The organism is Streptomyces sp. NPDC002403 (genome assembly GCF_053593015.1).
The window spans coordinates 41882-56949 of the sequence record NZ_JBSFBQ010000049.1 but is presented as its reverse complement, the minus strand read 5'-3'; the positions used below and the strand labels follow the sequence as shown (position 1 = coordinate 56949).

The 15068-nt window shown below is 71.1% G+C and carries 13 protein-coding genes and 1 pseudogene; 8 read left to right on the top strand and 6 right to left on the bottom strand.

Annotation, left to right across the window (positions count from 1 at the left end; all coding sequences use genetic code 11):
• From ACWCPY_RS34645 to ACWCPY_RS34635, 3 genes and pseudogenes are all read left to right on the top strand, one after another.
• Nucleotides 1-197, top strand: a pseudogene (locus ACWCPY_RS34645) (ketol-acid reductoisomerase); the annotation flags it as partial.
• Between the two features lie 273 nt (nt 198-470).
• The gene (gene serA, locus ACWCPY_RS34640) at nt 471-2063 is read left to right on the top strand and encodes a phosphoglycerate dehydrogenase (protein WP_451271770.1); all 1593 of its coding nucleotides are present in this window, start codon (nt 471-473) and stop codon (nt 2061-2063) included.
• Between the two features lie 80 nt (nt 2064-2143).
• Entirely contained in the window at nt 2144-2740 is a 597-nt protein-coding gene (locus ACWCPY_RS34635) for a TetR/AcrR family transcriptional regulator (RefSeq protein ID WP_451271768.1), read from the top strand.
• Here the strand turns inward: ACWCPY_RS34635 and ACWCPY_RS34630 are convergent.
• On the bottom strand, nt 2730-3872 hold the full coding sequence (locus tag ACWCPY_RS34630) for a PucR family transcriptional regulator (protein ID WP_451271766.1): 1143 nt from the start codon (nt 3870-3872) through the stop codon (nt 2730-2732). The genes ACWCPY_RS34635 and ACWCPY_RS34630 overlap by 11 nt on opposite strands.
• A gap of 179 nt (nt 3873-4051) precedes the next feature.
• Here ACWCPY_RS34630 and ACWCPY_RS34625 point away from each other — a divergent pair, with 179 nt between their 5' ends.
• The gene (locus tag ACWCPY_RS34625; RefSeq protein ID WP_451271764.1) at nt 4052-4978 is read left to right on the top strand and encodes a proline dehydrogenase family protein; all 927 of its coding nucleotides are present in this window, start codon (nt 4052-4054) and stop codon (nt 4976-4978) included.
• Between the two features lie 38 nt (nt 4979-5016).
• On the top strand, nt 5017-6648 hold the full coding sequence (gene pruA, locus ACWCPY_RS34620) for an L-glutamate gamma-semialdehyde dehydrogenase (RefSeq protein ID WP_451271762.1): 1632 nt from the start codon (nt 5017-5019) through the stop codon (nt 6646-6648).
• A 91-nt stretch (nt 6649-6739) separates the two neighbouring features.
• Here the strand turns inward: pruA and ACWCPY_RS34615 are convergent, their stop codons facing one another.
• The 4 genes from ACWCPY_RS34615 to ACWCPY_RS34600 all read right to left on the bottom strand — a co-directional run bounded on the left by ACWCPY_RS34615 (nt 6740) and on the right by ACWCPY_RS34600 (nt 10195).
• Nucleotides 6740-7450, bottom strand: a complete 711-nt coding sequence (locus tag ACWCPY_RS34615) for a nitroreductase family protein (protein ID WP_451271760.1) — start codon at nt 7448-7450, stop codon at nt 6740-6742.
• 110 nt (nt 7451-7560) lie between these two features.
• Nucleotides 7561-8769 carry a lysophospholipid acyltransferase family protein gene (locus ACWCPY_RS34610; protein ID WP_451271758.1) on the bottom strand — a complete coding sequence of 403 codons (1209 nt, stop codon included), beginning with the start codon at nt 8767-8769 and terminating at the stop codon, nt 7561-7563.
• A complete protein-coding gene (locus ACWCPY_RS34605) occupies nt 8766-9626 on the bottom strand; it encodes a phosphatidate cytidylyltransferase (RefSeq protein WP_451271756.1) in 861 nt (286 codons plus the stop codon). The genes ACWCPY_RS34610 and ACWCPY_RS34605 overlap by 4 nt, the downstream gene beginning before the upstream one ends.
• Complete coding sequence (locus tag ACWCPY_RS34600; RefSeq protein WP_451271754.1) at nt 9623-10195, bottom strand: CDP-alcohol phosphatidyltransferase family protein; 573 nt, start codon at nt 10193-10195, stop codon at nt 9623-9625. The genes ACWCPY_RS34605 and ACWCPY_RS34600 overlap by 4 nt, the downstream gene beginning before the upstream one ends.
• Before the next feature lie 610 nt (nt 10196-10805).
• Between ACWCPY_RS34600 and ACWCPY_RS34595 the strand changes: the two genes are divergently transcribed.
• Nucleotides 10806-10934 carry a hypothetical protein gene (locus tag ACWCPY_RS34595; protein ID WP_268246630.1) on the top strand — a complete coding sequence of 43 codons (129 nt, stop codon included), beginning with the start codon at nt 10806-10808 and terminating at the stop codon, nt 10932-10934.
• Between the two features lie 12 nt (nt 10935-10946).
• On the opposite strand, the gene ACWCPY_RS34590 is transcribed toward ACWCPY_RS34595, so the two are convergent.
• The gene (locus tag ACWCPY_RS34590) at nt 10947-12521 is read right to left on the bottom strand and encodes a purple acid phosphatase family protein (protein ID WP_451271751.1); all 1575 of its coding nucleotides are present in this window, start codon (nt 12519-12521) and stop codon (nt 10947-10949) included.
• Between the two features lie 129 nt (nt 12522-12650).
• Here ACWCPY_RS34590 and ACWCPY_RS34585 point away from each other — a divergent pair, with 129 nt between their 5' ends.
• Nucleotides 12651-13691, top strand: a complete 1041-nt coding sequence (locus ACWCPY_RS34585) for a 3-isopropylmalate dehydrogenase (protein ID WP_451271749.1) — start codon at nt 12651-12653, stop codon at nt 13689-13691.
• Between the two features lie 239 nt (nt 13692-13930).
• The gene (locus ACWCPY_RS34580; protein ID WP_451271747.1) at nt 13931-15019 is read left to right on the top strand and encodes a branched-chain amino acid aminotransferase; all 1089 of its coding nucleotides are present in this window, start codon (nt 13931-13933) and stop codon (nt 15017-15019) included.
• The last annotated feature ends 49 nt before the right edge of the window (nt 15020-15068 follow it).

Below are 15068 nucleotides of genomic sequence, written 5' to 3'. Positions count from 1 at the left end.
ACGCCACCAAGGCCGAGATGAAGAAGGTCCTCGCGGAGATCCAGGACGGCACCTTCGCCAAGAACTGGATGGCCGAGTACCACAACGGTCTGCCCAAGTACAACGAGTACAAGAAGGCCGACAGCGACCACCTCCTGGAGACCACCGGCCGCGAGCTGCGCAAGCTCATGAGCTGGGTCAACGACGAGGACGCGTAACACCGACGCCCCGGGGGCGGGTCCTGCGACCCGCCCCCGGGGCGTTCCCGTCATCCCACCGCCGGAAGAAGCGGCGCCGTACGTGTGTACAAGTCGTCCACCCCCGTGCGGGTGATCCTTCCAACGGGGCGCAGTATGCGTCCTGGCGCATGACTACACTTCTCCACACATACACGCGTCAGGCCCACAGTGTCGTGCGTCTTCCACGCGGCAAGCCCCTCCACGCCTGCGGCCGTCGGGACGGCCGTCCGCACTGGATCTGTGAGGACTCACGTGAGCTCGAAACCTGTCGTACTCATCGCTGAAGAGCTGTCGCCCGCCACGGTTGACGCCCTGGGTCCGGATTTCGACATCCGGCACTGCAACGGCGCGGACCGCGCCGAGCTCATCCCCGCGATCGCCGATGTCGATGCCATTCTGGTGCGCTCGGCCACCAAGGTCGACGCCGAGGCCATCGCCGCCGCGAAGAAGCTGAAGGTCGTCGCCCGCGCCGGCGTCGGTCTGGACAACGTGGACGTCTCCGCCGCCACCAAGGCGGGCGTGATGGTCGTGAACGCGCCGACCTCCAACATCGTCACCGCCGCCGAGCTGGCCTGCGGTCTGCTGGTCGCCACCGCGCGCAACATCCCGCAGGCCAACACCGCCCTCAAGAACGGCGAGTGGAAGCGCTCCAAGTACACCGGTGTCGAGCTCAGCGAGAAGACCCTCGGTGTCGTCGGCCTCGGCCGCATCGGCGTCCTGGTCGCGCAGCGCATGTCGGCCTTCGGTATGAAGATCGTCGCGTACGACCCCTATGTGCAGCCCGCGCGGGCCGCGCAGATGGGCGTCAAGCTCCTCACGCTCGACGAGCTGCTGGAGGTCGCCGACTTCATCACCGTGCACCTGCCCAAGACGCCCGAGACGCTCGGCCTGATCGGCGACGATGCGCTGCACAAGGTGAAGCCCTCGGTCCGCATCGTCAACGCCGCACGCGGCGGCATCGTCGACGAGGCGGCACTCGCCTCCGCTCTCAAGGAAGGCCGCGTCGCCGGTGCCGGCCTCGACGTGTACGCGAAGGAGCCCTGCACGGACTCCCCGCTGTTCGAGTTCGACCAGGTCGTCTGCACCCCGCACCTCGGCGCCTCCACCGACGAGGCCCAGGAGAAGGCGGGCATCGCGGTCGCCAAGTCCGTGCGCCTGGCCCTCGCCGGCGAGCTCGTGCCGGACGCGGTCAACGTCCAGGGCGGCGTGATCGCCGAGGACGTGCGCCCGGGTCTGCCGCTCGCCGAGAAGCTCGGCCGGATCTTCACCGCGCTCGCGGGCGAGGTCGCGGTCCGCCTCGATGTCGAGGTGTACGGCGAGATCACCCAGCACGACGTCAAGGTGCTCGAACTCTCCGCGCTCAAGGGCGTGTTCGAGGACGTCGTCGACGAGACCGTGTCGTACGTGAACGCCCCGCTCTTCGCGCAGGAGCGCGGCGTCGAGGTCCGCCTCACCACCAGCTCCGAGTCGCCCGACCACCGCAACGTGGTCACGGTCCGCGGCACGCTCTCCGGCGGCGAGGAGGTCGCGGTCTCCGGCACGCTGGCCGGGCCCAAGAACCTCCAGAAGATCGTCGCCGTCGGCGACTACGACGTGGACCTGGCGCTGGCCGACCACATGGTGGTGCTGCGTTACGAGGACCGTCCCGGTGTCGTCGGCACGGTCGGCCGGATCCTCGGCGAGGCCGGTCTGAACATCGCGGGCATGCAGGTCTCGCGGACGGACGCGGGCGGCGAGGCGCTGGTCGTGCTCACCGTCGACGACGACGTCCCGGCGTCGGTGCTCGCCGAGATCTCCACCGAGATCGGTGCCAATTCGGCCCGCACGGTGAACCTGACCGACTGACGGTTCCGGAGTCCCTCCGCGCACCCGGCATCTAGACGTGCGTCTTACACGAACGTCTGCATGCCGGGTACGCTGCTTTCATGGGACATCGCGAGGATCTGCTCGAAGGCGCCAAGCGCTGCCTGCTGGAGAAGGGGTACGCCCGGACGACGGCACGCGACATCGTGGCCGCCTCCGGTACGAACCTCGCCTCCATCGGCTACCACTACGGCTCCAAGGAGGCGCTGCTCAACCTCGCCTTCCTCAAGGTGACGGAGGAGTGGGGCGATGTGCTCACCGAGAAGCCGGACGAGAGCGCGGAGACCGAGGCCGAGCCCCGGTCGCCGCTCGACCAGTTCCGCGACACCTGGCAGCGGGTGATCGACAGCTACGCGGAGACCCGGTCCGTCTGGCAGCTCCAGATGGAGGTCGTCTCGCGGATCGACCAGGACCCGGAGCTGCGGAAGGCCCTGATGGGCCCGCAGCGCGAGGGGCGCGACGGGCTGGCCGAGAACATGCTCGGCATCGACGTGGAGAAGGACCCCGAGAGGGCGCGGGTGGCCGGGCTGTTCTGCCAGGCGCTCCTTGCGGGCGTGATGGTCCAGTGGATGATGGACAGTGAATCCGCCCCGTCCGCACAGGACTTGACGGACGGGCTGAAGGTCGTGCTGGAGGGCCGGGCAGGCCCTAACTCCTGAGCCGCGCGCTCTTCAGCGCCATGTGCAGCAGCAGCCGGTCCTCGCCGTCGTTGAGATCGAGGCCGGTGAGCTGCTGGATCCGGGAGAGCCGGTAGTAGAGCGTCTGACGGTGCACGCCGAGTGCGGCGGCCGTCCGGGAGGCCTGGCCCGCGCAGTCGAGGAAGACCTCGGCGGTGCGGGCCAGATCCCTGTGCGGCGGGGTGAGCAGGGGACGGACCACGGGGTCCGCGGCCGCTTCCACGGGGAGCGCGGTCAGCAGCCGGTACGGTCCGATCGCCGACCACTGGACGACCGGCCCGAACCGGGACTCGGCCGTCGCCGCGCGGGCGGCGGCCACCGCCTCGTGCCAGGCCGCGGCCAGCTCCGTCAGACCCCGGCGGGGCGCCGCGACTCCTGCGGTGGCGCCCCCGCCCGCGGCGGCACGCAGCCGGTCCGCGGCCAGGAGTGCCGGGTCGAGCACATCGGTGGAGCGCAGTCGGATCAGCGCGGCCAGGGCGGGCGACGCCCCGGCCCCGGGGATCGCGACGAGCGCCGCCGTCGACGGCACCGTACGGACCGACGGCGGATCGTCCGGCCACGGGGCCACGCACACCACCGTGTGCAGCCCCTTCGCGTCCGGTCCCAGCGCCTCGTCCAGCGCGGCCACCGCCATGTCGTGCTGCCAGCCCCGCCCGGCGGTCAGCACCGCGCCGAACTCCCGGGACGGATCGGTGCCCGCCCGCGCCTCGTCGGCGAGCAGTGCCCCGATCCGGGCGGCCACCTCCATCGCAGCCTTCAGCTGCTCGTCGGTGGGCCCCGGGTCCGCGTCGAGCAGCCATACGTAGCCGAGCACGGCACCCCGATGGCGTACCGGAAGACAGATCCGGTCCCGGAAGACCCCGGCCTCCGGGGCCGCCGGAATGCGGACCGGGCCGGTGGCGCGGGTGATGCCGAAGCCCTCGAACCAGGCGCGGACGGCGGGCGTGGAGCGGCGGGTCAGGATCGAGCGGGTGCGGACCGGGTCCATCGCGGTGTCGTCGTCGCTGTCGTGGGCGCCGAAGGCGACCAGGCCGAAGTCCCGGTTCTCCAGCGTCGCGGGGGCGCCGAGCAGCCCGGAGATCTCGTCGACCAGCTCCTGGTAATCGCCCTTCACCCGGCCATTCTCGCACCCCTTCAGACATATGTCTGAGAACAGGGGAACGGATGCGTGACAGCTGTCGATGGCACAGGATCGGAGAGATCCTTAGATTTCACGGTGGTTCTCCGTGCTGTACCGGTCTGTTCCCCATCGCCCGGTATGGCCTTCGTTCGTACTTTCCGTGGAGGTGCCCCGTGCTGGGTCCCGTGATTCTCGCCGCGTCCCGCAGCGACAAGATGCGCCGTTTCGTCTCGGCCGCACCTGGCACCAAGCAGGTCGTCGACCGGTTCATCGCCGGTGAGACCGTCGACCAGGTCGTCCCGATCATCGAGGACGCCGCGGCCAAGGGACTCGAAGTCACCCTCGACGTGGTGGGCGAGGACATCACCACCCCCGAGCAGGCCTCCGACGCCCGTGACGCCTACCTCGAACTGATCGAGCGCCTCAAGGACCTGGGCCTGGGCACCAAGGCCGAGATGTCCGTCAAGCTCTCCATGTTCGGCCAAGCGCTGGACGGTGGCCACGAGCTGGCGCTCGCCAACGTCCGCCCGGTCGTCGAGGCCGCCGCCGCGATCGGCACCACGGTCACGCTGGACGCCGAGGACCACACCACCCTCGACTCGATGTTCGCCATCCACGAGGAGCTGCGGAAGGACTACCCGCAGACCGGCTGCGTGATCCAGGCCTACCTGTTCCGCACCGAGGAGGACGCCCGCCGCCTGGCCGCCGCCGGCAGCCGCGTCCGCATCGTGAAGGGCGCCTACAAGGAGCCGGCCTCCGTCGCGTACCAGGACAAGGCCGAGATCGACAAGGCGTACGTCCGCATCCTGCGGATCCTCATGGAGGGCGACGGCTACCCGATGATCGGGTCCCACGACCCGCGTCTGATCGCCATCGCCCAGGAGCTGGGCCGCAAGGCCGGGCGCAAGCTGGACGAGTACGAATTCCAGATGCTGTACGGCATCCGCAGCGAGGAGCACCTCCGGCTCGCCGCCGAGGGCCACCGGATGCGCGTCTACACGGCGTACGGCACCGACTGGTACGGCTACTTCATGCGCCGCCTCGCGGAGAAGCCGGCGAACCTGCTGTTCTTCGGCCGCTCCATCCTCACCAAGGGCTGAGCCCCCTCCACCTCTCTACTCAAGGAGCAACGGAACTCATGGACGCTGTGACCCAGGTCCCCGCGCCGGTCAACGAGCCGGTCCACTCCTACGCCCCGGGCTCCCCGGAGCGTGCCCGCCTGGAGGTGAAGCTCAAGGAGCTTAGCCAGAACCCGATCGACCTTCCGATGACCATCGGCGGCGAGAAGCGGATGGGCGGCGGCGAGCGCTTCGACGTCGTGCAGCCGCACAACCACAAGGCCGTCATCGGTACGTTCGCGGGCGCCACGCAGAAGGACGCGCAGGACGCGATCGACGCTGCGCTCGCCGCCGCCCCGGCCTGGCGCGCGATGTCCTTCGACGACCGCGCCGCGATCATCCTGCGCGCCGCCGAGCTGCTGTCCGGCCCGTGGCGCGAGACGCTGGCCGCGTCCACGATGCTCGGCCAGTCGAAGACCGCCCAGCAGGCCGAGATCGACACCCCCTGCGAGCTCGTCGACTTCTGGCGCTTCAACGTGCACTACGCGCGCCAGATCCTGGCCGAGCAGCCCCCGGCCAACTCGCCGGGCGTGTGGAACCGCATGGACCACCGCCCGCTGGAGGGCTTCGTCTACGCGATCACGCCGTTCAACTTCACGGCCATCGCGGGCAACCTGCCCACCGCCCCCGCCCTCATGGGCAACGTCGTGGTGTGGAAGCCGTCCCCGACGCAGACCCACGCCGCCGTGCTGCTGATGCAGCTCCTGGAAGAGGCCGGTCTGCCCAAGGGCGTCATCAACCTGGTGACCGGTGACGGCATCGCCGTCTCCGAGGTGGCCCTGAACCACCGCGACCTGGCCGGTATCCACTTCACCGGCTCGACCCCCACCTTCCAGCACCTGTGGAAGACGGTCGGCAACAACATCGCCAACTACCGCACCTACCCGCGGCTCGTCGGCGAGACCGGCGGCAAGGACTTCGTGGTCGCCCACCCCTCGGCCGACCACGCCGTCCTGAAGACCGCGCTGACCCGTGGCTCCTTCGAGTTCCAGGGCCAGAAGTGCTCGGCCTCCTCCCGCGCGTACGTCCCGGCCTCCATCTGGAACGCCGGTTTCAAGGAGAAGTTCGCCGCCGAGGTCGACGCCATCACCATGGGTGACGTCACCGACCTGTCGAACTTCATCGGCGCCGTCATCGACGACCGCTCGTTCGCCAAGAACAAGGCCGCGATCGACCGTGCCGCCGCCGACCCGTCCTGCACGATCATCGCGGGCGGCACGTACGACGACTCGGTGGGCTACTTCGTCCGTCCGACCGTCATCGAGTGCACCGACCCGGCCAACGAGGTCTTCACGACCGAGTACTTCGGCCCGATCCTCGCCGTGCACGTCTACGAGGACGACAAGTACGACGAGATGCTGGAGCAGATGGAGTCGGTCTCCGACTACGCGCTGACCGGTTCCGTCATCGCGAACGACCGCGCCGCGGCCGCGTACACGATGGAGAAGCTGCGGTACGCCGCGGGCAACTTCTACATCAACGACAAGTCGACCGGCGCCGTCGTCGGCCAGCAGCCCTTCGGCGGCGGCCGTGCCTCGGGTACGAACGACAAGGCGGGCGCCCCGCAGAACCTGCAGCGCTGGACCCTGACCCGGGCCATCAAGGAGACGCTGGTTCCGCCGACCGACTACACCTACCCCCACCAGGGCTGATCCCCTCGGGGCGCCCCACCCCCGGCGCCCCGCCACGAATTCCGCCTCCCGCCCGGTTCCCCTGCCGGCCGGGAGGCGGTTTCCATGTGCCTCAGATCTCCACGAGCACCTGATCCAGCGACTTGCGTACCAGACCGGGCACCTCGCAGTCGTCGGCCGGGTACCCGACCGGAATCACCGCGAACGCCTTCTCGTTCTCCGGCCGGTCCAGCACCTCGCGCAGGAAGCGCATCGGGCTCGGTGTGTGGATCAGCGCCGCCAGGCCCGACAGATGCAGGGCCGAGAGCAGCATTCCGACGGCGATCCCGACCGACTCGTCGACGTAGTAGTGCTTGTGCCGGGTGCCGTCCTCGCCCACCCAGTACCGCTGCTGGAACACCACGACCAGGGCCGGGGCGTCGGTCATATGGGCCTTCACGGCATCGGTCCCCAGCGGTCGCAGCGCCGCCAGCCACTCCTCGCCGAGCCTGCCGTCGTAACTGATCCGCTCCTCGCGCTCGGCCGCCTCGCGGATCTGCCGGCGTACGTCCGGGTCCTTGACCAGGACGAAGGTCCACGGCTGCTGATGCGCGCCGGACGGGGCGGTCGCGGCACAGGCGATCGCGTCCTTCACGACCTGCTCGGGAACGGGATCGGACGAGAACCGGCGCACGGTCCTGCGCTCGCCCATCAGCTCCCGCAACCGGGCGGCACGGGCGAGGGACTCCTCGGCCGCGATCCGTTCGGGGCGGTGGGGGACCGGCTGGTAGGGCGCGCCATGGATGGGCGTCCACTGCGGGGGTACGGCTGTGGTGTCGGACATGGCGGCAGTCTGGCGGGCGGCAGCAGGTCCGGACCAGAGTGCCGCCGGACAGAAGCGGCACGCCCGTCGGTCAGTGTCCGGTCGGCCCCGGCCGGTCGAGCTCGGGCCGCTCAGCTCCAGCCGTTCACGATCAGGGACAGCCCTGCCGCGAAGCCGCCGCCCAGCAGGACCAGATAGCGGCCGTACTGACGGCGGTGGCGCCGCATCAGCAGCCCGAAGGCGGCGAAGCCGAGGCCCACGGTGAGTGTCCGGGAGCCCCGGGCCGCCGCCGACGCGGTGAGCCAGTCGAGCGCGGGGACACCGGCGCGGCCCGCCTCGGCGCCGTACACCTTGAACGGAATGCCGTTCCACGGCTGGTGCCGTACCGCCGACGCCCCCTCCGGCGCGAGTTCGGCCCGGACCTGTGCCCGCATCCGGTCCGTGGTCAGCGGGGCGGGCAGGTGCACACCGGCCGAGGCCAGCTGAAGGGCGAGCAGGCCCCCGGCCAGGCTGCCGGCGAGCGCGCCCAGCGACATCCTGAGCGCCGCCCGGGGCACCGCCGCACAGACCGCGCCCAGCAGCAGTTCCGGCATCAACGGCCAGCTCAGCGCCTCCGCCAGCGCCCACACGAATGCCAGCGGGACACCCAGGCGCGAGGTCACGACCGACGCCACCCGACGCCGCGTCGCCGAGTCCCGCAGCGGCTCGGCGACCGTGCGCGCGTGCAGCGCGACCACCGCGTCGCGGGCCTCACGAGGGCCGGCCGCCGACGGCAGCGGGTCACCGATCGACACCCGCACCAGCGCCGAACGCAGCCGGCCGTGCTTGGGCAGCAACCGGTCGGTGCCCGCGATCCCCACCGGCACGACCGGCACCCCGGCCCGCTCGGCCAGCACCAGCGCGCCGCGATGGAAGGCCCCCAGCTCACCGTCCCCGCCCCGGGTCCCCTCCGGGAACAGCACGACCGCCCGGCCGGCGCGCAGCTCGTCCGCCATGGACAGCAGGTCGTCCATGCCGCCTCCGGCACGCCGCACCGGGAACCCGGCCGCGAGCCTGCGGCAGATCCGGCGCCGCCACGGCGAGGCGAACCAGTAGTCGGCCGCCGCGCCGATCGCCGGGGTGTGCCGGGCGTCGAGCGCGGCGAGCAGGGCCGCCGTGTCCGCGTGCGAGGAGTGGTTGGCGACCACGACGCAGCCGCCGCGCGGCAGTCGGCCACGCCGCTCCACCCCGCCGGTGAGGCTGAGGACGCCCCACCACAGACCGCGCCGGAGCGTGGCGGCGAGCCGGGAACGGACGGGCGGCGCGATCCGGTCGCGGGTGCGCGCAAGGGTGGGGGTCATGTCATCACCATCGCCAGGAGAAGGGCCACCAGCAGGGAGTCGATCCGGTCCAGGAGACCGCCGAAGCCGGGCAGCCAGCTGCCGGCGTCCTTCACCCCCGACTCGCGCTTGACCATCGATTCGAGCAGGTCGCCGAGGACACAGCCGCCGATCACCGCGGCCCACAGCGGGAACGCGAACCCGCCGAGCACGAGCAGTGGCAGGGCCGTCGCCACCGCCGCGCCGAGCACCCCCGCCCAGGTCTTGTTGGGGGAGAGCGGTGACAGCGGCCGGGCGAGCGGGCCCCGGCGGCCCAGCGCCGTCCCCCCGCACCAGGCACCGACATCGCCGAGCGCCACCGCGAGCCCCACCGCGACACCCGTGTCCCCGAGCGTCACCAGCCCGGTCAGGGCGACCGGGATCCACAGCAGCCCGAAGGCGGTACGCGCGGCGCGGGTGAAACCGGCCCGGTCGTCCCCGCCGAGCACCGGGGGGAGCGCGGCCGCGACCAGCAGCAGCGCGGCCGGCCGGACGTCGAGGGTCTGCGGCGCGAGCCACGCCAGCGCGGGGAGCGCCACCGCGGCCGCCACGAGCACCGCGAGGTCGCCCCGGCGCAGCCCGGCCATCCGCGCGAACTCGCCCACCGCGACCACCCCGAGCCCCGCGGCCAGCGCGAACGTGCCGCCGCCGCCCAGGAAGTACGCCCCCAGGAAGACCGGCGCCACCAGTGCCCAGGTACGCCACCGCTTGCGCAGCTCGGCCCGCATCCGGACCTTCGACGGCAGCACGGCGACGGCGACACCGCCCGCCCCCAGCACCCCCGCGACCAGCGGCACGGCCCGGGCCGCCGCCTCCTCGGCGATCAGTACGGTGCTCATGCCAGCTCCCGCCACAGGCCGGCCAGCCGGAGCGCCGCGGTCAGCAGCGAACCGGCGGCGATCACGGTCAGGACGGGCACGGCCCAGCCGCTCGCCGCCGCGACCACGACCAGCAGGCAGCGCTCGGTCTTGCCGACCGGGCCGCCGTTGCGCCGGGGCGCGCCCGCCGCCGCGCCGGCCAGCGACACCCAGGACGGCAGCGTCGCCGCGAGCCCGGCCACCGCCACCAGCCACAGCGGGGCGAGCGCCAGGAATCCGGCCAGCACGACCAGATCCGCCACCCGGTCGCCCAGTTCGTTGAGCACCGCGCCGCGCCGGGTCGTCCGGCCCGTGTCGCGGGCCAGCGCGCCGTCCAGGTTGGCGAAGGCGAGCCGGGCCGCGAGCAGCACGGCGACCGGCAGGGCGGCGAGGCCGGTGGGCAGCCAGGCCAGCGCGGCGGCGGCACCGGCCGCCGAGACCACACCGGCCGCGGTGAGGGTGTCGGGCGACACCGCACGGCGGACCAGCGAGGCGCGGACGCCGGAGAGCCGGTCCGCGTACCAGGGCTTGAGAGCGTAGAGGCCGTTCATGGGCCCAACTCTCCTGCGGTGCACAGGCCTTCGACACGTGGCGGGTACTCAGATGCCGACTGAGTACCTGGTGACCGTGGTGCCTGGGAGGCTGGGGCGTACGACCGGGGCGATCCCGCGCACCGCACACCTCTGCCGGCCGGCCCGGGCCGCACTCGACGGGATCCGGGGCGGATCGCGGCGCGGGGGCCGGGGGCCGGCCCGTCGGCTCCGGGACGTTCGTCCTCGGCCGGCGGGACGACGACGTGATGTGGGCAACAGCCGCCCCGGCGAGGCCGCCCGCCGACTGTGCTACCCCCTCTGAGCAGGCACGATGGCCTGTCGTCCGGGCTCTCGTCCGGAATCCGGGGACGGCCGGCGGTAAACCTCCGTCTCAGATAGTAGGAAGTCCGAGTAATTGTGGAGACAGACCGGCCGAGCTGCCTTAGCTTTGTAGAAGCCGAACGTCACGCTAGATCCAGCGACTGGCGGTCGTGAGTGCGCGCCCCTGTGCAGGCAACCCCTGCGGCGCCCGCTCCCCGCCCTTCCGGCGCCTCGAAATCCTGATCTCGAAATCAGCTTCACGATTTTCGATCTCGAAATCCTCGCGATCTCAAGGAGTCGATCCATCATGGTCCAGACGACTGTCCGCCGTGTCCGCCGTTCCCACCGCCCGACCGAGTCGGAGCGCCGGAACGCCGCCGCCGCCCTCCAGCGCGCCCTCGACCGCAGGGACAACGGCGGTTCCACCGGTCACTGAGACCGGCTCTGCTCAGCCCCGGCTGATCTCGAAGTGGTCGATGCGCTCGCCCGACTCGGCGAGCGCGGTGACCTTCATCCGGGCGTGCCGGCCGGGTTCCACCTCCACCGCCAGGAACGAGAACCCGGTGTAGCGCACCCGGGACCACTCCACGGTCTCGGTCGCCCTGCCGCCGCCCTTGACCACGTGGTACGTGTCCACGCTGTCCAGGTCCGCGACATGCCCCTCGAAGCTGTCCGGTACCGGGAAGTTGTACAGCGCCTTGCCCGCGCCGCCCGCCGTGACGTACACGATGCCGTCCCGCGTCGGGTCGGTGCGCTCGCCGATCGGCACCTTGCGCCGGACGGCGTTGTTCAGGATCGCGTCGGTCCGCTCGTAGACGTGGTTGTGACCGTTGATGACCAGGTCCACCTGGTGCTTCTCGAAGAGCGGCACCCATGCGTCGCGCACCCCGCCGTCGGAGGCGTGCGCGTTGGTCGTCGAGAAGGCGCAGTGGTGGAAGAAGACCACCACGAAGTCGATGTCGTGACGGGCCCGCAGCTCGCCGAGGCGCCGGTCCAGCCAGCGGGTCTGCCGGCCGTCGCTGATCCCGAAGTTGGCCGGGATCTCGTACGAGACGTCGTTGGCGTCGAGGGCGACGACAGCCACATTGCCGTGCACGAACGAGTAGGCGCCGGGCTGGTTCACCGGGTCCGGGCCGTTGCCGGGCAGCGTCCAGCGGGCGTTCTGGCCGCCGTAGCCGTCCGGCGAGTACCAGGCCTCCATGTCGTGGTTTCCGGTGGTCACCATCCACGGCACGGTCTTCGACACGGTCTCCGTCTGCGCCAGGAACTGGTCCCAGGTACGGGCGTCGTAGGTGTCGGTGCTCTGCCCGGAGCCGGACGGGTCGGCGTAGCAGATGTCGCCCGCGTGCAGGTGGAACGCCGGGTTCTGGCCCAGGATCAACTGGTCGTTGCCGAGCGCGTGGTAGCTGACGCCCTGGTCGCCGAAGGCGGTGAAGGTGAAGGCCTCGGCGCGCGCGGGCGCGGTGGTGAAGGTGCCGAGCGTGCCCAGATTGCGGGTGTCGGCGGGGTCGAAGCCGTCGTGGCCGACACCGTAGTAGTACGTCGTGCCGGGCTGCAGCCGCTCCAGGCTCACGTGTACGTAGAACTGCTCGGCGGCCGCGATCTTGCCGCCGTTCAGCTCCGGAGTGGTCAGATGGCGGACCTCGGCGTCGATCCGGCGGCTCAGCGCCCACGGCTTGTGGCCGATCCGGATGTACGGCCGCTTCACGGCGAACGGGACCTGCCAGGAGACCGCCATCCGGGTCCTGGGGTCGGCGCCGTACGCCAGGTGCCGGCCGAACGGTGCCACCAGCGAACCGTCCACCTGGGTGGAGGTGCGGCGCGAGGTGAGCGCGGTGGGGGCGGCGTACGCGGGCGAGGCGGCGAGCGAGGTGCCGAGCCCGGCACCGGCGACGGCCGCGGTCGCCACGCCGGTACGCAGTGCGCCGCGCCGGGTCAGCCGGGTGCGCAGGTATTCGTGCTGCTCGGCCATGCTCATGCGGTCGGCGAGCTTCTCGGGGATTCCGAAACGGGGGATGTCCATGGAGCAGAACATCCACCCATCTCCTGACGCCGTACCGTCGGATAGATGAACGGTGCACGTACAGCTCCCCATGTGTCCGGATGGTGGACGTTACGTGTCATGGGGTGGGACGCGCAGTAAGGTGCGGACATGTCTCGCAGCATCAGTCTCGCAGTGATCCCCGGTGACGGTATCGGCCAGGAGGTCGTGGCCCAGGGTCTCAAGGTCCTCAACGCTGTTCTCCCCGAGGACGTGAAGCTGGAGACCAAGGAGTACGACCTCGGCGCCCAGCGCTGGCACCGCACCGGTGAAACCCTCCCCGACGCGGAGCTCGAAGCCCTCAAGGGCCACGACGCCATCCTGCTCGGCGCGATCGGCGACCCCTCCGTGCCGTCGGGCGTCCTGGAGCGCGGGCTCCTGCTGAAGCTGCGGTTCGCCTTCGACCACTTCATCAACCTGCGGCCGTCGAAGCTGTTCCCGAACACCGCGACACCGCTGGCCGGCCGCCCGGACATCGACTTCGTCGTCGTCCGCGAGGGCACCGAGGGCCCGTACACGGGCAACGGCGGCTCGCTGCGCACCGGTACGCCGGCCGAGGTCGCCACCGAGGTCAGCGTCAACACCGCGTACGGCGTCGAGCGCGTCGTCCGTGACGCGTTCGAGCGGGCGAACGCCCGTCCGCGCAAGAAGCTGACGCTGGTTCACAAGAACAACGTCCTCGTGTACGCCGGCCACATGTGGAAGAACATCTTCGACAGGGTCGCGACCGAGTACCCCGAGGTCACCACCGACTATCTGCACGTCGACGCCGCGACGATCTTCTTCGTCACCCAGCCGGAGCGCTTCGACGTCATCGTCACCGACAACCTCTTCGGCGACATCCTCACCGACCTCGCCGCTGCCGTGACCGGCGGCATCGGCCTGGCCGCGTCCGGCAACATCAACCCGACGGGCACCTTCCCGTCGATGTTCGAACCGGTCCACGGCTCCGCCCCCGACATCGCGGGTCAGGGCAAGGCCGACCCGACGGCCACGGTCCTCTCCGTCGCCCTCCTGCTGCGCCACCTCGGCCACGAGACCGAGGCCGCGCGCATCGAGGACGCCGTCTCCGCCGACCTCGCGGAGCGCGGATCGACCAGCCGTACGACCGACCAGATCGGCGACGCGCTCGCGGTACGCGTAGCGAACTGACCCGACGACTCCGTTTCGAAGCCGCCGGGCAACCACCGCTCCCGGCGGCTTCACCTCGTGCGGCCCCGGGTGCCACCATCGACCACTGGACCGCACACACGCCGTTTCGTGCACGGCCACCCGGGAGCGATAATCGAACGGGGCCGTGGCTCGCAACAGAACTCGGACGTCCTAGCACCTGTCTCGCAGGAGTGGCGTGAGCGCGGTCCAACACACACAACGGTGAAGGACACGCACTCATGACGACGCCCACGATCGAGCTCAAGCCCTCCTCGAACCCGCTGTCCGACGCGGAGCGCGAGGCGAGCATGGTCAACCCCGGATTCGGCCGCCGCTTCACCGATCACATGGTGACGATCAAGTGGACCGGGGGCCGCGGCTGGCACGACGCCCAGCTCGTGCCGTACGCACCGCTCTCGATCGATCCCGCCAACATGACCCTGCACTACGGGCAGGAGATCTTCGAGGGTCTCAAGGCGTACCGCCAGCCCGACGGCTCGGTCGCCACCTTCCGCCCCGAGGCCAACGCCAAGCGCTTCCAGGCCTCCGCCCGCCGGCTGGCCATGCCCGAGCTGCCCGTCGAGACGTTCATCGCGGCCTGTGACGCGCTCGTCAAGCAGGACCAGGCCTGGGTCCCGGCGCACGGCGGCGAGGAGTCCCTCTACCTGCGCCCGTTCATGATCGCGACCGAGATCGGTCTCGGTGTGCGGCCCGCCAACGAGTACCTGTTCCTGGTGATCGCCTCGCCGGCCGGCGCGTACTTCCCCGGCGGTGTGAAGCCGGTCTCGATCTGGCTCTCGGAGAACCGGGTGCGTGCCGTCCCCGGCGGCATGGGCGACGCCAAGACCGGCGGCAACTACGCCGCGTCCCTCCTCGCCCAGGCCGAGGCCGCCGAGAAGGGCTGTGACCAGGTCGCCTACCTCGACGCCGTCGAGCACAAGTGGGTCGAGGAGCTCGGCGGCATGAACCTGTACTTCGTGTACGGGAACAAGATCGTCACCCCGGCCCTGACCGGCTCGCTGCTCGCCGGTGTCACCCGTGACTCGCTGCTCAAGGTCGCCCGCGACCTCGGCTACGAGTCCGAGGAGGGGCGCGTCTCCATCGACCAGTGGCGCGAGGACACCGCGAACGGCACCCTCACCGAGGTCTTCGCCTGCGGCACCGCTGCCGTCATCACCCCGGTCGGCACCGTCAAGTGCGAGGGCGGCGAGTGGATCCAGGGCGACGGCACGCCCGGCGAGGTCACGATGAAGCTGCGCGAGCGCCTGCTGGACATCCAGCGCGGTGTCGCCGAGGACACCCACGGCTGGATGCACCCCCTCGGCTGAGGCCCCCGGCCCCGAGCCCCGCACCCACGAAAAGCCGCGCCCCGCTCCC